The 24,217-nt window shown below is 66.3% G+C and carries 20 protein-coding genes and 1 pseudogene; 11 read left to right on the top strand and 10 right to left on the bottom strand.

The genetic code is table 11. The features are described from left to right. Positions 1-121 (top strand): annotated as a pseudogene (locus FYM52_RS06410) (electron transfer flavoprotein subunit alpha/FixB family protein); the annotation flags it as partial. A gap of 199 nt (positions 122-320) precedes the next feature. Here FYM52_RS06410 and FYM52_RS06405 read toward each other — a convergent pair. Then, entirely contained in the window at positions 321-557 is a 237-nt protein-coding gene (locus tag FYM52_RS06405) for a hypothetical protein (RefSeq protein ID WP_154163494.1), read from the bottom strand. 177 nt (positions 558-734) lie between these two features. Between FYM52_RS06405 and FYM52_RS06400 the strand changes: the two genes are divergently transcribed. Continuing rightward, positions 735-2,126 carry a PLP-dependent aminotransferase family protein gene (locus tag FYM52_RS06400; RefSeq protein WP_154163493.1) on the top strand — a complete coding sequence of 464 codons (1,392 nt, stop codon included), beginning with the start codon at positions 735-737 and terminating at the stop codon, positions 2,124-2,126. 273 nt (positions 2,127-2,399) lie between these two features. On the opposite strand, the gene FYM52_RS06395 is transcribed toward FYM52_RS06400, so the two are convergent. The 4 genes from FYM52_RS06395 to FYM52_RS06380 all read right to left on the bottom strand — a co-directional run bounded on the left by FYM52_RS06395 (position 2,400) and on the right by FYM52_RS06380 (position 7,189). Further along, positions 2,400-3,455, bottom strand: coding sequence for a porin (locus FYM52_RS06395; protein WP_238826145.1), 1,056 nt, complete (start codon positions 3,453-3,455; stop codon positions 2,400-2,402). Between the two features lie 215 nt (positions 3,456-3,670). Beyond that, positions 3,671-4,648 carry a GMP reductase gene (locus tag FYM52_RS06390; protein ID WP_154163492.1) on the bottom strand — a complete coding sequence of 326 codons (978 nt, stop codon included), beginning with the start codon at positions 4,646-4,648 and terminating at the stop codon, positions 3,671-3,673. 265 nt (positions 4,649-4,913) lie between these two features. Further along, positions 4,914-5,903, bottom strand: coding sequence for a tripartite tricarboxylate transporter substrate binding protein (locus FYM52_RS06385; protein ID WP_154163491.1), 990 nt, complete (start codon positions 5,901-5,903; stop codon positions 4,914-4,916). A 101-nt stretch (positions 5,904-6,004) separates the two neighbouring features. Next, entirely contained in the window at positions 6,005-7,189 is a 1,185-nt protein-coding gene (locus FYM52_RS06380) for a M20 family metallopeptidase (protein WP_154163490.1), read from the bottom strand. A 228-nt stretch (positions 7,190-7,417) separates the two neighbouring features. On the opposite strand from FYM52_RS06380, the gene FYM52_RS06375 reads away from it, so the two are divergent. The 3 genes from FYM52_RS06375 to FYM52_RS06365 all read left to right on the top strand — a co-directional run bounded on the left by FYM52_RS06375 (position 7,418) and on the right by FYM52_RS06365 (position 12,056). Further along, on the top strand, positions 7,418-8,320 hold the full coding sequence (locus tag FYM52_RS06375) for a MurR/RpiR family transcriptional regulator (protein ID WP_154163489.1): 903 nt from the start codon (positions 7,418-7,420) through the stop codon (positions 8,318-8,320). A gap of 88 nt (positions 8,321-8,408) precedes the next feature. Next, the gene (locus FYM52_RS06370) at positions 8,409-10,838 is read left to right on the top strand and encodes a UvrD-helicase domain-containing protein (protein WP_154163488.1); all 2,430 of its coding nucleotides are present in this window, start codon (positions 8,409-8,411) and stop codon (positions 10,836-10,838) included. Positions 10,839-10,958: 120 nt separating this feature from the next. After that, complete coding sequence (locus tag FYM52_RS06365) at positions 10,959-12,056, top strand: NAD(P)-dependent alcohol dehydrogenase (protein ID WP_154163487.1); 1,098 nt, start codon at positions 10,959-10,961, stop codon at positions 12,054-12,056. Positions 12,057-12,117: 61 nt separating this feature from the next. On the opposite strand, the gene FYM52_RS06360 is transcribed toward FYM52_RS06365, so the two are convergent. The 3 genes from FYM52_RS06360 to FYM52_RS06350 form a co-directional block, all read right to left on the bottom strand. Continuing rightward, on the bottom strand, positions 12,118-12,960 hold the full coding sequence (locus FYM52_RS06360; RefSeq protein ID WP_043380656.1) for a BPSS1780 family membrane protein: 843 nt from the start codon (positions 12,958-12,960) through the stop codon (positions 12,118-12,120). Positions 12,961-13,066: 106 nt separating this feature from the next. Next, positions 13,067-14,038 (bottom strand): homoserine kinase, encoded by a 972-nt coding sequence (locus FYM52_RS06355; protein WP_042419260.1) that lies wholly within the window; start codon positions 14,036-14,038, stop codon positions 13,067-13,069. Positions 14,039-14,110: 72 nt separating this feature from the next. Continuing rightward, positions 14,111-14,446, bottom strand: a complete 336-nt coding sequence (locus FYM52_RS06350) for a hypothetical protein (RefSeq protein WP_154163486.1) — start codon at positions 14,444-14,446, stop codon at positions 14,111-14,113. A 137-nt stretch (positions 14,447-14,583) separates the two neighbouring features. Between FYM52_RS06350 and polA the strand changes: the two genes are divergently transcribed. The 4 genes from polA to FYM52_RS06330 all read left to right on the top strand — a co-directional run bounded on the left by polA (position 14,584) and on the right by FYM52_RS06330 (position 19,508). After that, the gene (gene polA, locus FYM52_RS06345; protein ID WP_154163485.1) at positions 14,584-17,379 is read left to right on the top strand and encodes a DNA polymerase I; all 2,796 of its coding nucleotides are present in this window, start codon (positions 14,584-14,586) and stop codon (positions 17,377-17,379) included. 134 nt (positions 17,380-17,513) lie between these two features. After that, positions 17,514-18,209 carry an AzlC family ABC transporter permease gene (locus FYM52_RS06340; RefSeq protein ID WP_197022610.1) on the top strand — a complete coding sequence of 232 codons (696 nt, stop codon included), beginning with the start codon at positions 17,514-17,516 and terminating at the stop codon, positions 18,207-18,209. Beyond that, a complete protein-coding gene (locus FYM52_RS06335) occupies positions 18,206-18,514 on the top strand; it encodes an AzlD domain-containing protein (protein ID WP_154163484.1) in 309 nt (102 codons plus the stop codon). Before FYM52_RS06340 ends, FYM52_RS06335 begins: the two co-directional genes overlap by 4 nt. A gap of 169 nt (positions 18,515-18,683) precedes the next feature. Continuing rightward, positions 18,684-19,508 carry a ZIP family metal transporter gene (locus FYM52_RS06330; protein ID WP_042419270.1) on the top strand — a complete coding sequence of 275 codons (825 nt, stop codon included), beginning with the start codon at positions 18,684-18,686 and terminating at the stop codon, positions 19,506-19,508. An 85-nt stretch (positions 19,509-19,593) separates the two neighbouring features. On the opposite strand, the gene FYM52_RS06325 is transcribed toward FYM52_RS06330, so the two are convergent. Together FYM52_RS06325 and FYM52_RS06320 are read right to left on the bottom strand one after the other, a co-directional pair. Then, positions 19,594-20,373 (bottom strand): LytTR family DNA-binding domain-containing protein, encoded by a 780-nt coding sequence (locus tag FYM52_RS06325; protein ID WP_154163483.1) that lies wholly within the window; start codon positions 20,371-20,373, stop codon positions 19,594-19,596. Positions 20,374-20,401: 28 nt separating this feature from the next. Continuing rightward, positions 20,402-21,481: a sensor histidine kinase gene (locus FYM52_RS06320; RefSeq protein ID WP_162524665.1), complete on the bottom strand. Its 1,080-nt coding sequence runs from the start codon at positions 21,479-21,481 to the stop codon at positions 20,402-20,404. Positions 21,482-21,533: 52 nt separating this feature from the next. Between FYM52_RS06320 and argH the strand changes: the two genes are divergently transcribed. Then, positions 21,534-22,991 carry an argininosuccinate lyase gene (gene argH / locus FYM52_RS06315; protein WP_154163481.1) on the top strand — a complete coding sequence of 486 codons (1,458 nt, stop codon included), beginning with the start codon at positions 21,534-21,536 and terminating at the stop codon, positions 22,989-22,991. A 218-nt stretch (positions 22,992-23,209) separates the two neighbouring features. After that, positions 23,210-24,202, top strand: coding sequence for a Bug family tripartite tricarboxylate transporter substrate binding protein (locus tag FYM52_RS06310; RefSeq protein ID WP_162524667.1), 993 nt, complete (start codon positions 23,210-23,212; stop codon positions 24,200-24,202). Positions 24,203-24,217 lie beyond the last annotated feature (15 nt).

Below are 24,217 nucleotides of genomic sequence, written 5' to 3'. Positions count from 1 at the left end.
GGACTCCAAGGTGATCGTGGCGATCAACAAGGACCCCGAGGCGCCGATCTTCTCGGTGGCCGACTATGGGCTGGAGGCCGACCTGTTTACCGCGGTGCCCGAGATGGTCGGCAAGCTGTAAAGAACTTTTCAGCGGCTGCGCCGAACGTACAAAAGGAGCCATGTGGCTCCTTTTGTTTTGATAGCGCCTTGCGCAAGCTGGGCTTGCGCAGAAGGCCGATTGTGGCACTATGGCCTGGGGCAATCTCAGGGCTCGCAGGGGCCGCTCTGCGCCCGCAAGGGCGAGGGCTGGGTGGCAGCCACCCGCCCCGCCTGGGCCCTCAGTTCAGGCTCAGGTCCAGGCCCAGCGTTTTGGCCAGGGTGAAGGTGAACAGCATCACGCCCAGCAGGGCCAGCATGAAGATGGCGGCCACCTTGCCGCCCGTGAGCAGCAGGGCGCGCCGGCTCGCCCCTTTTTTCTTACCCTGGTCGTAATGCCACTTGATGGCGAAGAACATGCACGTGACAAAGATGCCGACCTTGAACGTGACGAAGACTACGGGGACCCAATCGATCATTTGAAAACTTCCAAGCTATGACGTGGCACGGTCTGCCCTGGGGCGCACCGCCGCCCGCAGGGGGCGGCCACATGGTCAGCGAAATCCCTGCAAAGACCGTGTTGCTACCGGCTCTGGAACATACTCTACTGAAAAGCAATTTCCATACATCGCGCGCGCATCTCGGCGTTGAAAACCATGCAAGAGGACTCTTCCCCCCCTTGGTTGCCGCAATTGGCCCGGCAGGGCGGCCCACGTTTTCTGCAGATCGCCGATGCGCTGCAGGCGGCGGTGGCGGGTGGCGCCCTGCAACCCGGTGACCGCCTGCCGCCGCAGCGCCACCTGGCCGCCCAGTTGGGCGTGGACCTGACGACGGTCACGCGCGCTTACGACGAAGCCCGACGCCGCCACCTGCTGGAGGGGCGCGGCGCCCGCGGCACCTACGTGGCAGCGCCCAAGCTCGAGCTGGCGCCCATCCTGGACCTGAGCATGAACACCCCGCCACCGCCCGATGGCGTGGACTTCGGCGACCTGCTCCGGCAAGGGCTGGCCCAGGTGCTGATGCGGGCCGATGCACCACTGCTGATGACCTACCACCTGGGCGGGGGCAGCGACGCTGACCGCCAGGCGGGTGCGCAGTGGCTGGCGCCGATGTTTGGCCCGCTGGAGGCCGCGCAGGTGCTGGTCTGCCCAGGGGCGCAAGCAGCGATCGCGGCCTTGATCCTGGCGCTGACGGAGCCTGGTGATGTGATCCTGGCCGAGCCCGCCAGCTACCCCGGCCTGCGCACTGCCGCCACCCAGTTCGGGCGGCGCATTGTGGCGGTGGACGTGGACCACCATGGCATGCTGCCGCAGTCGCTGGAGCAAGCCTGCCGCGCGCACCAGCCCAAGCTGGTTTACCTCAACCCGACCTTGCAGAACCCGACGGCCATCACCATGCCGGAGCACCGGCGCCGGGAGATTGCCCGCATTGCCCAGCGCTGCCAGGTGCGCATCGTCGAGGACGACCCCTACTGGCTGCTGGCCGAGGCCCCGCCGCCGCCGATTGCCACCTGGGCGCCGGCGCAGGTTATCTACATCTCCACCCTGTCGAAGTGCCTGACCCCTGGCCTTCGGGTTGCCTTCGTGCGCCTCCCCGGCCCGCAGGAGCGCGAGCGCTTTCTGGTTGCGCTCCGGTCGTTTGCGCTGATGGTCGCACCGTTGACGGCCGCCCTGGCCACGCAGTGGATCCTGGACGGTTCGGCGCAGCGCTTGATGGCGGGCGTGCGCCAGGAGGCGCGCCTGCGCCACCGCATGGCCAGGGATGTGCTGGCGGGGCGCTACAGCGGCGCGGGCGACGGCCTGCATGTCTGGCTCGAGTTGCCGGGCTACTGGAACTCCGCGCAGCTGGCGCAGGCGGCCGGGCGCGAGGGCATCGCCGTCACACCCGCGCAAGCCTTTGCCGCCGGTGACCCCGGCCGCGCCTCCGTGAATGCCATCCGCATCTCTCTGGGCAGCACCCAGGACCGGGGCCGGCTGAAGGCCGGCCTGCAACGGCTGTCGCACCTGCTGGCACGCCGGCCCGAACCCTTCAGCGCCGCGGTGGTGTAGCGGGCCCGGCGCCATATGCGGCCAGCTGTGTGGGCGCTGCTGTGCGCCGAAGCCGGCGGTGGCTGGCGGCGCCGGGCAACGTCTGGCCCGCCGCGTGGGGGGCAGAGGGTATGGGGATGGCGCCGTGCTGTGCAGCACCCGCAACCGTCAGCCGCACATCATCCCATTACCAAAAAAAATAGCCTCCAGCGCAGGTGTGTCCTGCGCCAGAAGCTATGGTTAAAGTAGCGACAAGGCGCCCCGCAAGGCCCCTTGTCCCACCGGCGGCCCCCCTTAGAAGGTGTGGCGCACGCCCACTTGCAGGCCTTGCTGCTTGCCGCTGTCGCTCAGCAGGGCGGCGGGCTCCAGGCTCATGCCGCCCACGGCCGCGTCGTAGTCCTTGTTCTTCAGGAACGCGTAGGTGCCGTAGACCGCGGTGCGCTTGGACAGGTTGTGCTCATAGCCCAGGGACAGCTGGTCTGCCTTGAGCTTGGTGGCCACGCCCACGGGCTGGTACTGGTAGTGGTTGTACGCCGCCTTGACCACGCCGGCCGCACCCACGGGGGCCGAGGCGCCCAGGGTGTAGGTCTCGCTCTTCACGGTGGACTGGCCCTCGGGCGTGTTGCGCGCCTGGCGGTACGCACCCAGCAGCTTGAAGCTGCCGAAGTCATAGCCGGTGCCCACGGCGTAGGCGCGCTGGCGGATGTTGGCACCGCCGAAGTCGACGTTGTTCTGCTGCTCGGCCGCCAGGCTGGCGGACCAGGGGCCCTGGTCGTACGACACGGCCGCGTCGTAGTAGGCCTTGGTCTTCCAGGTGCTCTGGTTGGTTTCGCCGAAGGCGTAGTTGGCCGAGAAGGTCACACCGCCGAAGCTGGGCGAGACATAGCCGATCAGGTTGTCCTTGCGCTTGTCGTCGTTGTTGCCGATGCCCCAGGCCTGCGAGCCACCGATGCCGGCGTTGTGGAACACGTCGTAGCGCTTCATGGCCTTGTAGGCGGCGGTTTCGTCGCGGCCCAGGTTCACTTCACCGAAGTTGCCCATCAGGCCGACGGTGGCGCGGCGCTTGAAGTCCACGCCACTGCCGGAGTCGCCCGCGCCGGTGTCGGCGTTGATGCCCGATTCCAGCCAGAACTGGGCCTTCAGCCCACCGCCCAGGTCCTCGACGCCGCGCAGGCCGAAATAGCTGTCCTTGTTGCCGCCAGAGTTCAGGCCCGACCAGGTGTTGTGGCCATCGACCACCGTGGCCGCAGCATCCACGTTACCGAACAGGGTGACGGAAGACTGTGCAAAGGCCGAGCCGGTGGCAGCCACCGCCAGCAGGGGCAGGGTGACCATGATTTTCTTCTTCATTCAGGAACTCCAATCGAGAAATTGACTTGCACGGGGTTGGTGCTCGCTGTCGTGCGGAAGTTCGTGGATTCAACAAAGTGTTGCAGACGTTTGCACACCGTTTACCTGGCCATGACCGTCGGCCTGTGGCGGCGCACAACGGGGGACCGTGGGCGTGCGGGCATGAAAAAAGCTGCCGGAGGGGCAGCTTTTCGGGGGGGCGTGCTCGCGCAGGCTTACATCAGCAGGTGTTCGCCGGCGTTGTCACCGCCCAGGATCACGTAGTTGACCTTGCGGATGTCCATCAGCTTGGTGCCGCCGGCGTAGCTGATCGAGGACTGCACGTCCTGCTCCATCTCGATCAGCGTGTTCTTCAGCGGGCCCTTGATGGGTTCGAGAATGCGCTTGCCTTCGACGTGCTTGTACTCGCCCTTGTTGAAGTCCGAGGCCGAGCCGTAGTACTCCTTGAACAGCTCGCCATCGACTTCCACGGTCTTGCCGGGCGACTCCTCGTGGCCGGCAAACAGCGAACCGATCATCACCATGGTGGCGCCGAAACGGATGCTCTTGGCGATGTCGCCGTGGCTGCGGATGCCGCCGTCGGCAATGATGGGCTTGGTGGCCACGCGGGCGCACCACTTCAGCGCCGACAACTGCCAGCCGCCCGTGCCAAAACCGGTCTTGAGCTTGGTGATGCACACCTTGCCGGGGCCCACACCCACCTTGGTGGCGTCGGCGCCCCAGGCTTCCAGGTCGATCACGGCTTCGGGCGTGGCCACGTTGCCGGCGATCACGAAGGCGTCGGGAATCTTGGCCTTCAGGTACTGGATCATGTTCTTCACACTGTCGGCATGGCCGTGGGCGATGTCGATGGTGATGTACTCGGGGCAGATGTCGTCGGCGACGAAGCGGTCCACGGTGGCGTAGTCCGCAGCCTTGACGCCCAGCGAGATCGAGGCGTACAGGCCCTGCGACTGCATGGCCTTGGTGAAGGCCACGTTGTCGATGTCAAAGCGGTGCATCACGTAGAAGTAGCCGTGCTGCGCCAGGAATTTGCAGATCTTCTCGTCCAGCACGGTCTTCATGTTGGCGGGCACGACGGGCAGGCGGAAGGTGCGGCCCCCCAGCTCCACGCTGGCGTCGCATTCCGAGCGGCTTTCCACGCGGCACTTGCGGGGCAGCAGCAGGATGTTGTCGTAGTCGAAGATTTCCATGGTTCCAAGCTCCGGAAAGGTCACGGTGGGAATCTCACCCACCTCAATTTTCGAGGGTAGGCGCTTGGCTTGGAGACCGGTTTGGTGCGGCGCTGGCAGACAGCGGGCAAAAAAAACCGGACCTCAAAAAACTTGGGCCCGGTGATTGATTCTACCCGGCGCACGGGTTCGCTGCTTGCCCCGAAATGCATGGGGGGTATATGGGAAACCGAATGTGGCGCGTGCCGCCAGCGCTCAGCAGGGGCTGCCGGCACGCTCCATGCGCTTACTCCGGCTTGATCTTGGCGCGGCGCACCACTTCGCCGTAGCCCACCAGGCGGTCGGCCATCATCTTCTCGAAGGCGGCGGGCTTCATGTCTTCGGGGACGATCACGGCCCGGTCATTCAACTGCTTGACCATGGCCGGCTCGGTCGCGGCCTGGCGGATGGCCTTGAACAGAATGTCCTGGATGTCCGCGGGCACGTTCTGCGGGGCGGCGATGCCGGTCCAGGACGTCTGATTGAGCATCGGCTGGTTCAGCTCGCCGAAGGTGGGCACATCGGGCAGCTGGGCCAGGCGCTCGGGCGCGGCCACGGCGAGTGCGCGCAGCTTGCCGGCCTTGATGTGTTCCAGGAAGATCACCAGGTTGTCGAACGCAAACTGCACTTCGTTGGCCAGCACGGCGGTGATCAGTGGCGAGCCACCCTTGTAGGGAATGTGCATGGCCTGGACGCCGTACTGCATCAGCATGGCCTCGGCATTGAGCTGGCCCATGCTGCCGGCACCGGCGCTGCAGAAGTTCACCTGACCCGGACGCGCCTTGAGGTAGGCCACAAATTCCTGCATGTTCTTCACTGGCAGGCTGGGGTGGACGACAACGACGTTGGGCTGGCGGCCGAGCATGGCCAGGTTGGCAAAGTCCTTGATGGGGTCGTAGCCCAGGTTGGGCTGCACCAAGGGGTTGGCCAGGTGGCTGCTCTGCGAGGACACGACCAGCGTGTAGCCATCGGGCTTCGCGCGTGCCACGTATTGCGTGCCGATGGAGCCGCCGGCCCCCGGCTTGTTCTCAATCACCATGGGCACGCCCAGGATGCGGGACAGCGCGTCGCTGTACATGCGCGCCATCACGTCCACCGAGCCGCCGGGTGGGAATGGCACGACCAGTGTGATCGGCCGGCTGGGGTATTTATCGCTCTGCGCCAGGGCTGGCAGTGTGGTGCTGCCGGCCAGGGCCAGGCCAGTGCCCAGGAGGCGGCGGCGGGAGAGGGTGGTCATGGGGTGGTGGGAGGAAGGCATGCGGAAATCCGGTAAAGGTTAAACAGGTTCAGCGGCCGGCACGGGGGCCTGCCACTGAACGGGATGCAAGGAGCAAGGGATCAACCCAGTGCCTGCAGCGTCAGCAGCAGCGCCTGGGCGCGCGGCACGAAGGTGGCCAGGTCGCAGAATTCGCGCTCGCTGTGGGGGTAGCCACCGACCGGGCCCACGGCGCACAGCGAGGGGATGCCCATGGAGGAGGTGATGCCGCTGTCGGCCGCGCCCCCGGTGAATTCACCATCGACCTCGAAGCCCACCTGGGCCGCGCTGCGGCGGTAGGCCTGCAGCAGGGCGTCGGGGGTGCGCGCCATCGGCAAGGTGCCGGTCATGGCGGTGATGCGGCCTTGGGTGCGGGGCAGGTGCTCGGCTTCAATGACGGCCCGCACCTGCTCCAGTGCATGCTCCAGATTATTTTCAGCGGTGTAGCGGATGTCCAGGTGGGCCTTGGCCAGCGGTGCCACCACGTTCGAGGCCATGCCCCCTTCGATGAAGCCGACATTCAGATGCAGTCCGGGCTGGGCCTCGGTCAGCGCGTGCAGCGCAAGCACCTTGTGCGCCAGGGCGGCAATCGCGCTGGCGCCCTGCTGCGGATTGACCCCGGCATGGGCGGCCACACCCTGGACTTCAAAGTCGATGCGGTACGAGCCCTTGCGCTCGTTGACGACATTGCCACTGATGCGGCCGGGTTCGGCATTGAGCACGGCGCGTGCACCCTGCGAGATTTCGCGGATGCGTCCGCGGCAGGCGGGGGAGCCGACTTCTTCATCGCAGGAAAAGAACAGCTGCACCGGGGACGCGTTGCCCCCGAAGCGCGCCAGGGCCTCCAGCACAAACACGTTCATCACCAAGCCGGACTTCATGTCGGCCACGCCGGGGCCGTAGGCCCGGCCGGCTTCGACACGGAACGGGCGTTGCGCCGCCGTGCCACGCGGGAAGACCGTGTCCATGTGCCCCATCAACTGCAGATGGCCTGTGGCTGCGGGGTTGTGGCCGGGGACACGGGCCAGCAGGCATTCGCCCCAGCCTGGCTCCGGCAGGGTCTGGACGGCAATGCCGGCGGCCTCCAGGCGTGCGCGCAGCAATGCGGCCACGCGCTGTACGCCTTCGACATCGCCGCTGCCGCTGTCGGTATCCACCACTTGCTGCAGCAGCTCCTGCATGGCGCTGGCCTGTTCGGCCAGCCATTGCAGCGCGGCCGCTGTGGCGTCGGGGGAAGGGGGGGAAGAGGGCGCGGTTGAGAGGGGCATGGCAGTGCTTATGAAATGAAAATTTCAATAATCATAAAAATTATGTGAAATTGAAAAATCATTATTCCGACAAGTCGTCAGGAATTGCAAGCCGGTGAAGCATGGGGGTATCGACTGGCCAGTCCAGGCTTGCCTGGCGGCGTGCCTTGCAGGACCATCGCCCCGGATGCATGCCACTGCCCGGCGGTGTGCACACGACCTCTTTCCCTTGACCTGTGTCCGCTGCTTATGTTTTTGCCGCAACGTATTGATCTGTATGCCGATGCACTCACCGCGAGTGAGCGCAACCTGGCCGCCTCGCTGCGCCAGCGCTACCCCGAAGGCCTGCTCGACCCGGCCAGCGTGATGGCGGCTGCGGCCGGCACCAGCGCGCCGACGGTGGTGCGCTTCTTTGCCAAATTGGGCTATCCCAGCATGGCCGAGGTGCGGCGGGAAGCACGCACCCAGCTGACGGCGGCGCTGCCCAATCCCTCGCAGCGCAGCAACTTCACGATTGGCGGTGAACGCAGCCTGTCCGAGTGTGTGGACGACACCGTGCTGCACGATTTGCACAACGTGCAGGCCACGTTCCAGCAGCTGGACATGGCGGCCTTCCAGGCCATGGTGCAGGCCATCTGCCAGTGCCAGGGCCGGATCTATGTGGTCGCTGGCGAAAACAGTTCGCCGGTGGCCATGTACCTGACCACGCACCTGAACATCTGCCGCCCTGGGGTGGCCGACCTGGGCAGCCGTGCCCCATTTCCGGTGGACCGCCTGCTGTGGGTGGCGCCCGACGATGTGCTGATCGCCTACTCGATCCGCCGCTATGCCCAGGACACGCTGCAGGCAGCCCGGTATTTTCGGGAGTGCGGGGCCACGGTGTTGGGGATTTGCGACAGCATGGCCGCCCCATTGGTGCGCCATGCCCAGCACAGTCTGCTGGTGTCCACCCACAATGCCTCGCCCTTCGACTCGTACACCGCGACCTTTGCACTGTGCAATGCCCTGGTCTCGGCCGTGGCCCAGCAGCTCAAGGACGACGTGTCGCAATCGCTGCAAAAGCGCGACAGTCTGTGGGCGAAGATGCAGGCACAAGCAGGCGCTGCGGCAGGCCCATCGCCGCGCCGTTCCGCGCGTTCCAAGGGCAAGTGACCCCCGATCCGGCTTGGAAAGCCGTGGTTTCGCGGCACGCAAAGCACCTGCAGGCCGCTGGCGGGCCCTGGTTTTTTAGAATGGGGGCATGTTTCCGCTAGACCTGCTCGATGCTGCCGCGCCCGGCACCCCGCCTTCCCAGAATTCGCCCCTGTTGCAGGGCCTCAATGCCGAGCAGCTGGCGGCGGTGACGCTGCCGGCCGGCCATGCGCTGGTGCTGGCGGGGGCGGGCTCGGGCAAGACCCGCGTGCTGACCACGCGCATCGCCTGGCTGCTGCAGACCGGCCAGGTCTCGCCCGGCGGCATCCTGGCCGTGACCTTTACCAACAAGGCCGCGAAGGAGATGACGGCGCGCCTGTCGGCCATGCTGCCCTACAACGTGCGCGGCATGTGGATCGGCACCTTCCACGGCCTGTGCAACCGCCTGCTGCGCGCCCACCATGTGGCGGCCGGCCTGCCCGCCACCTTCCAGATCCTGGACACGCAGGACCAGCTGTCGGCCATCAAGCGCCTGTGCAAGCAGTACAACGTGGACGAGGAGCGTTTTCCGCCCAAGCAGCTGGGCTGGTTCATCGCCGGCTGCAAGGAAGAGGGCATGCGCCCCCGCGACGTACCCACGCAGGACCCGGACACCAAGAAGAAGGTGGAGCTGTACCAGCTGTACGAGGACCAGTGCCAGCGCGAAGGCGTGGTGGATTTTGGCGAGCTGATGCTGCGCAGCTTCGAGCTGCTGCGTGATGACGCGGCACTGCGCGCGCACTACCAGCTGCGCTTCCGCTTCATCCTGGTCGATGAGTTCCAGGACACCAACAAGCTGCAGTACGCCTGGCTCAAGCAGCTGGCGGGGGAAGTGGTGAACGGCCACATGCAGTCCACCAGCAGCGTGCTGGCCGTGGGCGATGACGACCAGAGCATCTATGCCTTCCGCGGGGCGCGCGTGGGCAATATGAGCGACTTCGTGCGGGAGTTCGATGTGCAGCACCAGATCAAGCTGGAGCAGAACTACCGCAGCTACGGCCACATCCTGGACAGCGCGAACGCGCTGATCGAGCACAACAGCCAGCGCCTGGGCAAGAACCTGCGCACCGACCAGGGCGCCGGCGAGCCGGTGCGCGTGCTGGAAGCCCCGACCGACCTGGACGAGGCCAGCTGGATGGTGGGCGAGATCAAGGACCTGGTGCGCAACGACGGCTACAGCCGCCAGGAGATTGCCGTGCTGTACCGCAGCAATGCGCAGAGCCGGGTGATCGAAAGCAAACTGTTCAACGCCGGCATTCCCTACCGCGTGTACGGCGGCATGCGCTTCTTCGAGCGGGCCGAGGTGAAGCACGCCCTGGCCTACCTGCGCCTGATCGAGAATCCGCACGACGACACCAGCTTCATGCGCGTGGTGAACTTCCCGGCGCGCGGCATCGGCGCGCGCAGCGTGGAAACGCTGCAGGAAACCGCGCGCGCCGCGGGCTGCTCGCTGTCCGATGCGGTCACCGCCGTGGGCGGGGCCGCGGGCACCAAGCTGCAGGGCTTTGTCGCCAAGATCGACGTGCTGCGCGAGGAGACCCAGGGCAAGACGCTGCGCCAGACCATCGAGCGGATGTTGGAGGTCAGCGGCCTGGTGGACTTCTACCTGAGCGACAAGGAAGGCCAGGACCGCATCGAGAACCTGAAGGAACTGGTGAACGCGGCCGAGAGCTTTGTGACCCAGGAAGGCTTTGGCAAGGATGCGGTGGCCCTGCCCGTCGACGAAACCGGGGTGCCGCTCACGCAGAGCCTGGCCAGCCAGGGTGTGGACACGGCGCGGCCGCTGCTGGACCTGCCGCTGGGGGGCACCGACGTGGAGACGGGCGAGACCCTGTCGCCGCTGCAGGCCTTTCTGGTGCACGCCGCCCTGGAGGCCGGGGACAACCAGGCCCAGGCCGGCCAGGACGCGGTGCAGCTGATGACGGTGCACGCCAGCAAGGGCCTGGAGTTCGACGTGGTCTTCATCGGCGGGCTGGAAGAGGGCCTGTTCCCCCACGAGAACGCCATGAGTGACCGCGGCGGCCTGGAGGAGGAGCGCCGCCTGATGTACGTGGCCATCACCCGCGCGCGCAAGCGCCTGTACCTGAGCCACTCGCAAAGCCGCATGCTGCACGGGCGCACCACCTTCAACCTGCCCAGCCGTTTCATCGACGAGCTGCCCGAGGCCTCGCTCAAATGGCTCAGCGCCAAGGGCGGTTTTGGCAGCTTTGCTCCCAAAAACGGAGCTGGTAGCGCTTGGCAGTCGGGCGCCAGAGGTCAATTTGGTACTTATGCGGCCAAGGGGCCGGAAATCTTTGCCAGCCCGCCGGTGCCGGTGCAAAAGGCGGTGCCGGGCCACGGCATCGTCAAGGGCAAGACGGTGTTCCACACCAAGTTTGGCGAGGGCAAGGTGCTGGCGGTGGAAGGCACGGGCGACGATGCGCGCGCGCAGATCAACTTCCCGCGCCATGGCACCAAGTGGCTGGCGCTGGCGATTGCCAAGCTGACCGTGGTGGATTAGGCCCGGGTCTTGATGCAAGTCATGGCATAACCCGGCTTCACCTTGGACAGTTAGGGTGTGGGTTGCGCGGAAGCCTTGCCCTCCGCGCAGTGTGTTTTCATTCGGAATGAGGAGCACAGCATGGCACGCATGATGAAAGCCGCCGCCTTTATCGACAAAGGCCGGATCGAGATTGTCGAGAAACCCGTCCCCGACGTGGGTCCCAACGATGCGCTGGTCCGCATCACCACCACCACCATCTGCGGCACCGACGTGCACATCCTCAAGGGGGAGTACCCGGTGGCCCAGGGCCTGACCGTGGGCCACGAGCCGGTGGGTGTGATCGAGAAGCTGGGCAGTGCCGTGCAGGGCTACACCGAGGGCCAGCGCGTGATCGCCGGGGCCATCTGCCCCGACTTCAACAGCTATGCGGCCCAGGATGGCTACCCCAGCCAGGACGGCAGCTACCTGGCGGCGCGCGGCCTGTGCGGCTGCCACGGTTACAAGGCCACGGCCGGCTGGCGCTTTGGCAACCTGATCGACGGCACCCAGGCCGAGTACGTGCTGGTGCCCGACGCCCAGGCCAACCTGGCGCCCATCCCCGACGGCCTGACCGACGAGCAGGTGCTGATGTGTCCGGACATCATGTCCACCGGCTTCAAGGGGGCGGAGAACGCCAACATCAAGATCGGCGACACCGTGGTGGTGCTCGCACAGGGCCCCATCGGTCTGTGCGCCACGGCCGGCGCGCGCCTGCTGGGGGCGACCACCATCATCGCCGTCGATGGCAACGACCACCGCCTGGGCATCGCCAAGAAGATGGGCGCCGATGTGACGCTGAACTTCCGCAACGTGGACATCGTGGACGAGGTGATGAAGCTCACCGGCGGCAAGGGCGCGGACAGCTCCATCGAGGCCCTGGGCACACAGACCACGTTCGCCCAGGCCATGAAGGTGCTCAAGCCCGGCGGCACGCTGTCCAGCCTGGGCGTGTACTCGGAAGACCTGTCCATCCCGCTGGCCCAGTTTGCCGCGGGCCTGGGCGACCACACCATCCGCACGGCCCTGTGCCCTGGCGGCAAGGAGCGCATGCGCCGACTGATGAACGTGATTGCCGCCCAGCGCCTCGACCTGGGCGTGCTGGTCACGCACCAGCGCAAGCTGGATGACATCGTCGAGGCCTACTACCTGTTTGCGCACCAGCGCGACGGGGTGCTGAAGATCGCCATCAAGCCCTGAGCAGGGCGGCCAGCAAAAAGGGACGCCGAGGCGTCCCTTTTTTCATGCGTGCTCTGCCGGCTTACTTGTAGTCGTAGGTCACATCGTCCACGTGCAGGCTGCGCTCGCCGTCGGGCGGCGAGAAGCAGTCGCGGAAGGTGAACACGGCCGAGGTCAGGAACATGGTGACCAGGCCCATGCCCAGCATGATGGTCAGGATGTTGGCCGCCAGGGCCACGGCCGAGCCCAGCAGCAGCGACAGCACCAGCGTCACCAGGGACAGGACCAGGCCCGCAGCGATCGCCAGGCCCAGCCAGCCCAGGGCGTACATGAAGAAGGCGCGGAAGTTGCGCACGCAGGCCACGACGCTGAAGAACACCGCCTTGACGGGCGATACGCCGTGCCACTGCACCAGCGCCGGGGCGTGCCACATCAGCATGGCCAGCAGGTTGTAGAGCACGAAGCCGCTCCACAGCGCGATCTGGAAGCCCGGTTGCTGCACCAGCTCCTCCGCCACTTCGGGGGTGATGGGGTCGTTGCTCAGCGACAGGCGTGCCAGACTGCCGTCGTCGAACAGCGAGGTCAGGCTGACGATCAGCAGAATGCCCAGCATGTAGAACAGGCCCAGGATGGCCAGCGCCTGGATGCGCGACTGGCCGCTGCGAAACGGCGCCAGGATCAGGCTGGGGCGGGGGATGCGGTCCTGCGATGCCTCGGCGGCGCCCAGCATCATCACCAGGAACACGGTGGGCATCAGGATCAGCGCTAGGTAGGACCCGATCACCGGCAGCATGCCCAGCAAGGAGACGGCCGCCATGCTGAGGAACAGCAGGGCTGTCAGTGCCATGGGCTGGCGCCAGAAGGTTTGCATGCCAAGCTTGACCCATTGCAGGCCGGTGCTGGCGGGAACGATGTGGAGTTTCATGTCTGTGGGGCGCAGGAAGGTGCGGCTGCGGGCTGGGCGCCCGGCATGCGCACAACTGTACCCCACGGCTGCGGCGCAGCAGTCCGTGGGGCTGATCGTGCAGGGCTCAGTGTGGGGCGGCGCTGCCCAGGTCCACGGGGTAGGCCACGCGCTGGCGCAGCACGCGCTCGAAGTGCGTGGGGTCGTGCGGCACCAGCATGGAGGCTTCACGCGGCAGGTAGAAGTCCCACAGGCGCGAGATCCAGAAGCGCAGCGCGCCGGCCCGCAGCATGGCGTTGAACAGCTGGCGCTCGGCCGCTTCCAGCGGGCGCACGGCCTGGTAGGCCTGCAGCATGGCCTGGGCGTTGTCGGCGCGGTGGGCGCCGCTGGCATGGTCAATGCACCAGTCGTTCAGGCACACGCACAGGTCGAACAGGAAGGTGTCGGTGCCGGCGAAGTAGAAGTCGAAGAAGCCGGTGAGCTGCTCGCCGTCGAACATCACGTTGTCGCGGAACAGGTCGGCGTGCACCGGGCCACGTGGCAGGGCGCGATAGGCACTCGAGGCTGCCGTGTGGTTCTGGAACGCCAGCTCGGCCTGCAGCAGCTCGGCCGCGCCGCTCTCCAGGTGGGGCAGGACCACGGGCACGGTCTGGTTCCACCAGGCCAGGCCGCGCAGGTTGGGCTGCTCGCGCGCGTAGTCGCGGCCGGCCAGGTGCATTTTGGCGAGCATTTCGCCCACGGCGGCGCAGTGCACGGGCTGGGGCTGCAGCTGGCTCTTGCCGCGCAGCTTCTGCACGATGGCGGCGGGTTTGCCGCAGACCTTGTGCAGGATGTCGCCGCTCTTGGCATCGGCCTGCGGGTCGGGCACCGGGATGCCCTTGTGGGCCAGGTGCTTCATCAGGTGCAGGTAGAAGGGCAGTTGCTCGGCGGTCAATCGCTCGAACAAAGTCAGCACCCACTCTCCTTGATCGGTCGTCAGGAAGTAGTTGGTATTTTCAATGCCGCCTTGAATGCCGCGCAACTCGGTCAATTGGCCCAGGGGAACGCGGCGCAGCAGGTCGCGCGCGTCTTTGTCAGAGACTTCGGTAAAAACAGCCATCGCTCAGGATGTAGAAAGGGAACATCCCACCGCCGCCATGGGCGGTGGTGGGGCAGTGGACGCGGGGTCCGCTCAGAACTGCAGTGCGCGCCAGACCCGGCGGCCGTTGGTGCCGTCGGTGCCTTCGTTGTTCTTGGGGTCGACCTCGTAGGCGGGCAGATTACCCACCTTGGGTTGCACGGTAATGCTCTTGGTTTCGCCGCCGACGCGCAGTTCATCCACGCGGCTGCCACCATCCTCGACGCGGATGCGCTCGATGCGTTGGTTGCCCTTGTCACCCTTTTGCTCTGCATTTTGCAGCTGCTGGGGTGGTTGAGCATTGGGTTGGGGCGAGTTTTCGCCATTGGCCTGGGCCAGCACGGGGGCGGCGGTCAGGAGCGAGGTGAGGAGGAGGGTGGCGGCGCGCATGCCCAAATTGTAGGCGTTGTTGCCCCGGTGCATGTGCAGCCTGCGCACCGGCGCCGGGGACAGCTGCGGGCAGGCCCTGGTGCTGGGCAAGACCATGTCCGTTCCCGCCGGCCCTGGCGACAGGCACAATTCCCGCCATGAGCAATTCCAAGACATTGGTGCTGGTCGACGGCTCCAGCTATCTGTACCGCGCCTACCATGCCATGCCCGACCTGCGGGCCGTGCCCGGGGACCCCAGCAGCCCGGCCACCGGGGCCATCCGCGGCATGGTGAACATGATGCAGTCGCTGCGCAAGGATGTGGCGGCCGATTACGCCGTCTGCGTGTTCGATGCCTCGGGCCCGACCTTCCGCGACGCCATGTACGACCAGTACAAGGCCACGCGCTCGCCCATGCCCGACGATCTGCGCAGCCAGATTGCCCCCATCCACGAGGTGGTGGACCTGCTGGGTTGGAAGGTGCTGACCGTGCCCGGCGTGGAGGCCGACGATGTGATCGCCACGCTGGCGCAGCTGGCGGCGGCGCAAGGCATTGATGTCATCGTCTCCAGCGGCGACAAGGACCTGAGCCAGCTGGTCAACGAGCGCGTGACCATCATCGACACCATGAATGGCAAGAAGCGCGACGTGGCCGGCGTGACGGCCGAGTTTGGCGTGCCGCCGTGGCTGATGGTGGACTACCAGGCCCTGGTCGGCGACACCGTGGACAACGTGCCCGGCGTGACCAAGGTCGGCCCCAAGACAGCCGCCAAGTGGCTGGAGGAATACGGCACCCTGGACAACCTGATCGCCCATGCCGACGCCATCAAGGGTGTGGCGGGCCAGAACCTGCGCGATGCCATCGCCAGCGGCCAGCTGGCGCTGAGCCGCCAGCTGGTGACCATGAAGACCAACTGCGACCTGAGCGCCTATGTGCCGGGCCTGCCGGCGCTGGACGACATCACCCTGGATGCGCCGGACACCGAGGGCCTGCGGCCTTTCTATGAGAAATATGGCTTCAAGGGCCTGGCACGGGCGCTGGGTGCTCCTGCTTCGGAAGCGCCACAGGCCGCCCCTGCCAGTGCCCAGGGCGGGCTGTTTGACGCCGACGATGCAGCAGCCACCGAGGTGGCCGTGGCCGCCCAGCAGCGTGAGGTGGTCTACACCACCATCCTGACCGAGGAACAGTTCCAGCTGTGGCTGGCCAAGATCCACGCCGCGGCGTTGACGGCCATCGACACCGAAACCGATTCGCTGGACGAGATGCAGGCGCAGATCGTCGGCATTTCCCTGAGCGTGCAGGTGGGCGAGGCAGCCTACATCCCGCTGCGCCACGAGGGCATGGACGTGCCCCAGCAACTGCCGCTGGACTGGGTGCTGGCGCAGCTCCAGCCCTGGCTGGAGGACGCCAGCCAGAAAAAGCTGGGCCAGCACGTCAAGTACGACCAGCATGTGTTTGCCAACCACGGCATCACCGTGCGCGGCTATGCGCACGACACCATGCTGCAGTCCTATGTGCTGGAAGTGCACCGCCCGCACAACCTGGGCAGCCTGGCGCTGCGCCATGTGAACCGCACCGGCATCAGCTACGAGGACCTGTGCGGAAAGGGCAAGAACCAGATCCCGTTTGCCCAGGTGTCCGTGGACAAGGCGGCGGCGTACAGCTGCGAGGATTCCGACCAGACGCTGGACGTGCACGGCGTGCTGTGGCCGCAGCTGGAGGCTGATGCCAAGCTGCGCCACATCTACGAGCTGGAGATGGCGACCAGCGAGGCGCTGTTCCGCATCGAGCGCAACGGTGTGCGCATCGACGCCGGGGCGCTGGCGCGCCAGAGCAACGACCTGGGCGCGCGCATCCTGCAGCTGGAGAACGAGGCCTACGAGATCGCCGGCCAGCCCTTCAACCTGGCTAGTCCCAAGCAGCTGGGCGAAATCTTCTTCGACAAGCTGGGCCTGCCGGTGGTCAAGAAGACCGCCACCGGCGCGCGCAGCACCGACGAGGAGGTGCTGGAAAAGCTGGCCGAGGATTACCCCCTGCCCGCCAAGCTGCTGGAGCACCGCAGCCTGTCCAAGCTCAAGGGCACCTACACCGACAAGCTGGCGCAGATGGCGCTGCCGCGCACCGGCCGCGTGCACACCCACTACGCCCAGGCTGTGGCCGTGACCGGGCGCCTGTCCAGCAACGACCCCAACCTGCAGAACATCCCCGTGCGCACGCCCGAGGGCCGCCGCGTGCGCGAGGCCTTTGTGGCGCCCGAGGGCAAGCTGATCGCCAGCGCCGACTACTCGCAGATCGAGTTGCGCATCATGGCCCACCTGAGCGGTGACGAGGCCCTGCTGCGCGCCTTCCGTGACGGCCTGGACGTGCACCGCGCCACGGCGGCCGAGGTCTTCGGCGTGGCCGTGGACCAGGTCAGCAGCGAGCAGCGCCGCTATGCCAAGGTCATCAACTTCGGCCTGATCTACGGCATGAGCAGCTTCGGCCTGGCCAAGAACTTAGGGATAGAGACCAAGGCCGCGGCGGCCTACATCGACAAGTACTTCCAGCGCTACCCCGGCGTGAAGCGCTACATGGAGCAAACCGTGGAGCTGGCCCATGCCCAGGGCTATGTGGAAACCGTCTTCGGCCGGCGCCTGTACCTGCCCGAGATCAACGGCGGCAGCGGCCCGCGCAAGAAGGCGGCCGAGCGCGCCGCCATCAACGCGCCCATGCAGGGCACGGCGGCCGACCTGATCAAGAAGGCCATGGTGGCCGTGCAGGCCCGGCTGGATGCCGAGCGCCCCGAGGTGCAGGTCATCATGCAGGTGCACGACGAACTGGTGTTCGAGCTGCCGGTGGCCGCGCGCGACTGGGTGCAGGCCGAAATCCCCGCCCTCATGGCCGGCGTGGCCGATCTGTCCGTGCCGCTGCTGGCCGAGATCGGCTTTGGCCCGAATTGGGAGCAGGCGCACTGAGCGGTGTCTCCCGCTCGATGCCTTTAAAAAGAGAGCGGCAGGCGCATGCCAATTCGTACTTTCAGCCACTTTTGTGGCTGAAATGCTTGAAATACATGCGCTGAGTGCTCCTGAAAACCAATCCAAGGAATGCCGTGTCAACTGGCTTTGCACTGACGCCCGCCGTGCGCATGGGGCTGTCGATTTCTGTGGCGACGGGGCTGTATGGCATCTCGTTCGGGGCCCTGGCCGTGGCGGCAGGCCTGCATGTCTGGCAGGCGCTGGCGCTGAGCGCGCTGATGTTCACCGGCGGCTCGCAGTTCGCCTTCATCGGCGTGATCGCGGGCGGGGGCGCTGGCTCGGCCGCGGTCGGCGCGGCCACCTTGCTGGGCGTGCGCAACGCCGTCTACGGCATGCAGATGAACCGATTGCTGCAGCCCCGGGGCTGGCGCAAGTGGCTGGCCGCCCACCTGACCATCGACGAGTCGGCCGCCACCGCGTCCGGCCAGATCGATGCGGCCGAGCAGCAGCGCGGCTTCTGGACCGCCGGCGTCGGCGTGTTCGTGCTGTGGAATGCCTTCACCCTGTGCGGGGCCCTGCTGGGCGATGCCCTGGGCGACCCGCGCCAGTGGGGGCTGGACGGTGCGGCCGTCGCCGCCTTCCTGGGTCTGCTGTGGCCGCGCCTGCAGCAGCGCGAACCCGTGGCCCTGGCCGTGCTGTGCGGCGTGGTCACGGCCCTGGCCGTGCCCCTGCTGCCGCCGGGCCTGCCGATCTTGCTGGCGGCCCTGGTCGGTGCCGCCTGGGGCTGGTGGCGCAGTGCGCGCCTGCAGCAAGATGGGAGGCCCGCATGAGCCAGTGGCACTGGATCGTACTGGCCAGCGCCGCCGCGCTGCTGACCAAGCTACTGGGCTATGCCGTGCCGGCGCGTTTCTTGCACAACCCGCGCATGACCCAGGTGGCGGCCTGCATGACGGTGGCCCTGCTGGCCGCCCTGACGGTGATGAACACCTTCTCGCACGGCCAGACGCTGGTGCTGGATGCGCGGCTGGCCGCTCTGGGCGTGGCCGCCCTGGCCCTGTGGCTGCGCACCCCCTTTTTGCTGGTGGTGGTGCTGGGGGCGGTCAGCGCCGCCATGGTGCGCTGGCTGGCGGGCTGACGGCGGGGGGCTTGACAGCTTGTGTACGCTGGAACGTCATGGGGTTGAAGCGGGCGCGCAAGCAGCCCCGCTGACGACTCAGTCAGCGCGCAGCGGCGCAGCAAGCCGCCGCGTCTTTAGCGAAAATGCGAAGCAGTTCGGGCCACCGCCCTGAAAGAAAACAGTTGTTATGACATTGGTCGCCATCATCGTGGCCACCCTGGCTTCCGGCATCGGCAGCGTCTGGGTGGCTAACTTTCTTTTGCAAGCCGGTTTCGGCCAGCGCGCCAGCAGCCGCGCGCAGCAAGGCCTGCTCAGCCTGGCCGCCGGGGCCTTGCTGGCCACGGCCTTCATGCACCTGCTGCCCGAAGCCTTCAACAGCGAGGCCAGCGCCCAGGATCTGTTCATGACGCTGCTGATCGGCGTGGTGTTCTTCTTCCTGCTGACCAAGGCCGAGCTGTGGCACCACGGCCATGAGCATGCCCACGAGCATGAGCACCATGTGCATGACCACACCCACGCCCATCCCGGGCACACGGGGCACCACCACCATGCCAAGAGCAGCGGCTGGTCGCTGCTGACCGGTGACAGCGTGCACTGCTTTGGCGATGGCATCCTGATTGCCTCGGCCTTCGTCGCCGACATCCGCCTGGGCCTGATTGCCGCCGTGTCGGTGATGGCGCACGAGGTGCCGCACCACATCGGCGATCTGGTGGTGCTGCGCAACAGCGCCCACCGCAATCTGGCGCTGTTCAAGGTGTCGCTGGCCGGTGCGGTCACGGCGCTGGGCGGGTTGACCGGTTACTTCCTGCTGGGCCACCTGGAAACCTGGCAGCCCTACTTCCTGGTGGTGGCCTCCAGCAGCTTTGTGTATGTGGCCCTGTCCGACCTGATCCCGCAGCTGCAAAAGCGCCTGTCGGCCCGCGAGTCGCTGGTGCAGGTGGCCTGGCTGCTGACCGGCATCGTGTTGGTCACCGCGGTCAGCGGACTGGCGCACGGCGGCCACGGCCACTGAGCCGTGCGCGCACCAGAGCGCTTTCCACCCCCCAACAAAAAAGGCACCGTACGGTGCCTTTTTTGCGGCGGCAGTGCTCACTGGCTCATGCCGGTTCCGTCTGCTGGTGCTCGGGGCGGCGCGTGCCCTGCAGCACGGAGCGCACGGCCGACAGCTGGCGGCGCGACACCTGCAGCATCTCGGGCACGCTGTGCAGGCGCATGGCCCAGCATTCGCCTTCCTCGTCGGTGTACTGCTTTTCCAGCATCCGCATCTGGCTGGGGTTGACCAGCGCGTTGCGGTGTAGGCGCAGGAACTGGCCGGGGTAGCGCTGCTCCAGCTCGCTCAAGGAGTTGTCGAGGATGTAGGTGCGCGAGGCGGTGCGCACGGTGACGTATTTCTGCTCGGCCTTGAGGTAGACGACCTGGTGCAGGGGCACGCGCTCGGCACGGCCGCGGTCACGGATCACCAGCGCCGGGGCGGATTCGCTGCTGCTGGGCGTGCCTTCGAGGGCGCGGATGCGGCGCAGCTTGGCAATGGCCTGCTGCAGGCGCTCCAGGCGCACGGGCTTGGTCAGGTAGTCGATCGCCTCCACCTCAAAGGCGCTGGCGGCGTACATGGAATGGGCCGTGACGAAGACGATGGCCGGGGGCTTGGGCAGGTTGCGCAGGGTCTGCGCCAGCACCATGCCGTCGGGGCCGGGCATCTGGATGTCGAGCAGCACCAAGTCCACTGGCAAGGGGCTGCGGTGCACAAACTCCAGCGCCTGGGCAACGTTGGCAGCTTCTTCAATGGTGAACGGCGCGGTGGGGTCTTCGCTTTCACTCAGCAGCACCCGCAACCGGTTGCGGGCCAGCAGTTCATCATCAACGATGAGGATGTGCATCTCTTATCTCCGGATGGTTATGTACTTCTTAACTGAGCGGTAGAGATATCAAAACTTCGAAACGGCCTTCCTTGCGCGTGGCGCTGAAGCTGGCCTGCACGTCGTGCAGCAGGCGCAGTCGCCGCTCTACGTTCTTCAGGGCCATGCCCTGGCCCTGTGGTGCCGTGGCCTTGTCGCCGAGGCGTCGGGACGGATTCAGTGTATTGGTGACGCGTAACAAAATGAATTTTTTCTGAGTGAGTTGCGCGGAGATTGTTACTTTTGCGCCAATTTCAGAGGGTTCTACCCCATGTTTGACGGCGTTTTCCACCAAGGGCTGCAACAGCAACGGCGGCAGGTGTGCATCGAGCGCCGCAGGGTCCAGGTCCCAGTGCACCTGCAGCCGTTCGCCGAAGCGTATTTGCTCGATGTCGAGGTAGCGTTGCGCCAGCTCAATCTCTTCCGACAGGGCGATCTTGCTGCGGGGGTCCTGCAAGGTGGCGCGGAATAGGTCGCTCAGGTCCTGCAGCAAGCGCTCGGCCTTGCCCGGGTGCTCTCGCACCAGGGCGATCGCGCTGTTGAGGGCGTTGAACAGGAAGTGCGGGCGAATGTGGGCCTGCAGCGCGGTCAGCTGTGCCTTGGTGGCCGCCGGGGTGCGGCCCTCGGCGCGCAGCACCAGGTAGCCGACCAGCACGGCGGCCATCACGCCGCCGGAGATGGCGTTCGCCAGCCAGTGCAGGTGCGCCACGTCGCCGTTGATCGCCAGCATGGCCGTGGCGTAGAGGCCGGCCACCATGCCCAGCACGATGCCGATCGCATACTGGTGCGGGCCCTCCATCCGGTGCAGCACGCGCTTGAGGCTGCAAGCCATCAGCAGCCACACCAGCGTGCCCGGCAGGCCGCCACTGGTCAGCCAGGCCATTTGCAGCAGCCACTCCCAGCCGTTGGCCCCCTGGTAGAGCGCGGCCAGGGCCAGCACCAGCTCCACGCCGAGCACGGCGCGCAGCACCACCCCCAGATGGCACGCATCGAAGATCAGAACCGGCAGCGCTGCAGCAGGCTGAGGGGTTGTCCCTTCTGCGGATTCGGAGGAAGGTGATTGGCTCGATAAAATTTCAGGCTTGTGCATAGGGCATCCGGGTGTTCCGGGTGTCTGTCGTAACCGGAAATTCTGCCCTCCCATGTCTGATCACACCACCACGCAGCCCTCCCACAACCAACTCGACACCAAGGCGCAGGCGTGGTCCGCGTTGTTTTCCGAGCCCATGAGCGATCTGGTCAAGCGCTACACCTCCAGCGTGTTCTTCGACCAGCGCATGTGGAAGGCCGACATCACCGGCAGCCTGGCGCACGCGGAAATGCTGGCAGCCCAGGGCGTGATCGGCCAGAACGACTACGCCGCCATCCAGAAGGGCATGGCGCAGATCCAGCAAGAGATCGAGTCCGGTGCGTTCGAGTGGAAGCTGGACCTGGAAGACGTGCACCTGAACATCGAGGCGCGCCTGACGGCCCTGGTCGGCGATGCCGGCAAGCGCCTGCACACCGGCCGCAGCCGCAACGACCAGGTGGCCACCGATGTGCGCCTGTGGCTGCGCGACGAGATCGACCTGATCGAAGGTCTGCTCAAGGAGCTGCAGCTGTCGCTGGTGGAAGTGGCCGAGCAGAACGTGGACGTGATCCTGCCCGGTTTCACCCACCTGCAGGTGGCCCAGCCCGTGAGCTTTGGCCACCACATGCTGGCCTATGTGGAAATGTTCAAGCGCGACGCCGAGCGCATGCTGGACGTGCGCAAGCGCGTGAACGTGCTGCCCCTGGGCTCGGCCGCGCTGGCTGGCACCACCTACCCGCTGGACCGCGAGCGCGTGGCCAAGACGCTGGGTATGGAAGGTGTTTGCCAGAACTCGCTGGACGGCGTGTCCGACCGTGACTTCGCCATCGAATTCACCGCGGCCGCGTCGCTGTGCATGGTGCACGTCTCGCGCCTGTCGGAGGAGCTGATCGTGTGGATGAGCCAGAACTTCGGCTTCATCAAGATCGCCGACCGCTTCACCACCGGTTCGTCCATCATGCCGCAGAAGAAGAACCCCGACGTGCCCGAGCTGGCGCGCGGCAAGACAGGTCGTGTGGTGGGTCACCTGATGGGCCTGATCACCCTCATGAAGGGCCAGCCCCTGGCCTACAACAAGGACAACCAGGAAGACAAGGAACCGCTGTTCGACACCGTGGACACGCTGAAGGACACGCTGCGCATCTTCGCGGAAATGATCGGCGGCCAGGTCAATCCGGCGACCGGCGCCAAGGAAGGTGGCATCACCGTGAACGCGGCCAACATGCGCGCCGCGGCACTCAAGGGCTATGCCACGGCTACCGATCTGGCTGACTACCTGGTGAAGAAGGGTCTGCCCTTCCGTGACGCCCACGAAACCGTGGCGCATGCCGTCAAGCTGGCCACGGCCAAGGGCGTGGACCTGAGCGAGCTGCCCTTGGCCGAGCTGCAGTCCTTCAACCCGAATGTGCAGGCCGATGTGTTTGACGTGCTGAGCCTGGAAGGCTCGCTGAACGCGCGCAACACCCTGGGCGGCACCGCCCCTGCGCAAGTGCGCATCCAACTGGCCAAGCACCGCGCACGCCTGGCGTAAGCAGCCAGCCACCCGGCCTGGGTGGGCCGAGTCCATCCACCGCACAAGGGACGCAGCCGCGTCCCTTTTCTTTGGCGCGCAACGGCTCTGCGGCGAGCAACGATGCGCCACCTCGCCAAAAGCTATCCATTTTGAAGCTGTCGGCGGGCTGGGGGCTGATAAGCTCGCAGATGGCCGTGTATGGCTTTTTCTGTTTTTGATTGTTGGAGAAATTCGTGATCCACGCATCCCGTCGTCGCTTCCTGGTCCAAACTGCGCCGCAAGCCGCAGTGCTGGCTGCAGCCAGCGTGGCCGGATGGCGATGGTCGTGGGCCTCCGAAAAACCCCTGCGCATCCTGGTGGGCTTTCCGCCCGGCGGTGGCACGGACGTGATCGCCCGCTTGTTGCAGGAGCCTCTGGGCCGCAGCCTGGGGCGCACCGTCATCATCGAGAACAAGCCCGGCGCCGGTGGGCAGATTGCCGCGCAGCAGCTCAAGACCTCGGTGCCCGATGGCAGCACGCTGTTCCTCACGCACGACCACAGCATTTCCATCCTGCCGCAGGTGGTGCGCCATGCGGGCTTCGATCCGGCTGTGGACTTCGAGCCCGTGGGGGGCTTTGCCTCCTTCGTCAACACCTTCGCCGTCTCGGGACTGCATCCGGCCCGCAGCTTCGAGGAGTACCTGAAGTGGGTGCGCAAGAGCTCGCACGGGCGCAGCGCCGTGGGCATTCCCGCGCCAGCCTCCACGCCCGAGTTCCTGGTCAAGCAGCTGGCACAGCGCTACGACCTGGACCTGCAATCCGTGCCCTACAAGGGCAGTGCCCCCATGATTGGCGACATGCTGGGCCGGCAGATCGAGGCCGGGATCGGCTCGGTGCAGGACTTCGTGCACTACCACAAGGAGGGCAAGCTGCGCGTGCTGGCCGTGCTGGGCGGGCGCCGACAGCCTCTGTTGCCCGAGGTGCCGACGTTCAGCGAGCTGGGACTCAAGGGCCTGGAGGACATGCCCTACTACGGCATTTATGCCCCCAAGGGCGTGCCTGCGGCCTTCATCCAGCAGTTCGCCAAGGTCCTGGCGGACAGCGTCCAGGAACCCGCCATCCGCCAGCAACTCGAGGCGATCGGTCTGGTGGTCGATGCCATGGGGCCTGAGCAGCTGGCGCAGCGCGAGAAGGCCTACACCGCGGTCTGGAAGCGCATCATCCAGGACAGCGGCTTCCAGCCCCAGTAAGGCGGCGGGACACTA

It is taken from the genome of Comamonas sp. CAH-2, from assembly GCF_009668305.1.
GTDB classification, from domain to species: domain Bacteria; phylum Pseudomonadota; class Gammaproteobacteria; order Burkholderiales; family Burkholderiaceae_C; genus Comamonas; species Comamonas aquatica.
The sequence above is the reverse complement of the archived record's forward strand: the minus strand, read 5'-3'. Positions and strand labels throughout refer to the sequence as shown.

Excerpts from the sequence above, each read along its gene's own strand:
- FYM52_RS06405 (WP_154163494.1), bottom strand. The coding sequence starts at position 557 with ATGATCGATTGGGTCCCCGTAGTCTTCGTCACGTTCAAGGTCGGCATC.
- FYM52_RS06400 (WP_154163493.1), top strand. The coding sequence starts at position 735 with ATGCAAGAGGACTCTTCCCCCCCTTGGTTGCCGCAATTGGCCCGGCAG.
- FYM52_RS06395 (WP_238826145.1), bottom strand. The coding sequence starts at position 3,455 with ATGAAGAAGAAAATCATGGTCACCCTGCCCCTGCTGGCGGTGGCTGCC.
- FYM52_RS06390 (WP_154163492.1), bottom strand. The coding sequence starts at position 4,648 with ATGGAAATCTTCGACTACGACAACATCCTGCTGCTGCCCCGCAAGTGC.
- FYM52_RS06385 (WP_154163491.1), bottom strand. The coding sequence starts at position 5,903 with ATGACCACCCTCTCCCGCCGCCGCCTCCTGGGCACTGGCCTGGCCCTG.
- FYM52_RS06380 (WP_154163490.1), bottom strand. The coding sequence starts at position 7,189 with ATGCCCCTCTCAACCGCGCCCTCTTCCCCCCCTTCCCCCGACGCCACA.
- FYM52_RS06375 (WP_154163489.1), top strand. The coding sequence starts at position 7,418 with ATGTTTTTGCCGCAACGTATTGATCTGTATGCCGATGCACTCACCGCG.
- FYM52_RS06370 (WP_154163488.1), top strand. The coding sequence starts at position 8,409 with ATGTTTCCGCTAGACCTGCTCGATGCTGCCGCGCCCGGCACCCCGCCT.
- FYM52_RS06365 (WP_154163487.1), top strand. The coding sequence starts at position 10,959 with ATGGCACGCATGATGAAAGCCGCCGCCTTTATCGACAAAGGCCGGATC.
- FYM52_RS06360 (WP_043380656.1), bottom strand. The coding sequence starts at position 12,960 with ATGAAACTCCACATCGTTCCCGCCAGCACCGGCCTGCAATGGGTCAAG.
- FYM52_RS06355 (WP_042419260.1), bottom strand. The coding sequence starts at position 14,038 with ATGGCTGTTTTTACCGAAGTCTCTGACAAAGACGCGCGCGACCTGCTG.
- FYM52_RS06350 (WP_154163486.1), bottom strand. The coding sequence starts at position 14,446 with ATGCGCGCCGCCACCCTCCTCCTCACCTCGCTCCTGACCGCCGCCCCC.
- polA (WP_154163485.1), top strand. The coding sequence starts at position 14,584 with ATGAGCAATTCCAAGACATTGGTGCTGGTCGACGGCTCCAGCTATCTG.
- FYM52_RS06335 (WP_154163484.1), top strand. The coding sequence starts at position 18,206 with ATGAGCCAGTGGCACTGGATCGTACTGGCCAGCGCCGCCGCGCTGCTG.
- FYM52_RS06330 (WP_042419270.1), top strand. The coding sequence starts at position 18,684 with ATGACATTGGTCGCCATCATCGTGGCCACCCTGGCTTCCGGCATCGGC.
- FYM52_RS06325 (WP_154163483.1), bottom strand. The coding sequence starts at position 20,373 with ATGCACATCCTCATCGTTGATGATGAACTGCTGGCCCGCAACCGGTTG.
- FYM52_RS06320 (WP_162524665.1), bottom strand. The coding sequence starts at position 21,481 with ATGCACAAGCCTGAAATTTTATCGAGCCAATCACCTTCCTCCGAATCC.
- argH (WP_154163481.1), top strand. The coding sequence starts at position 21,534 with ATGTCTGATCACACCACCACGCAGCCCTCCCACAACCAACTCGACACC.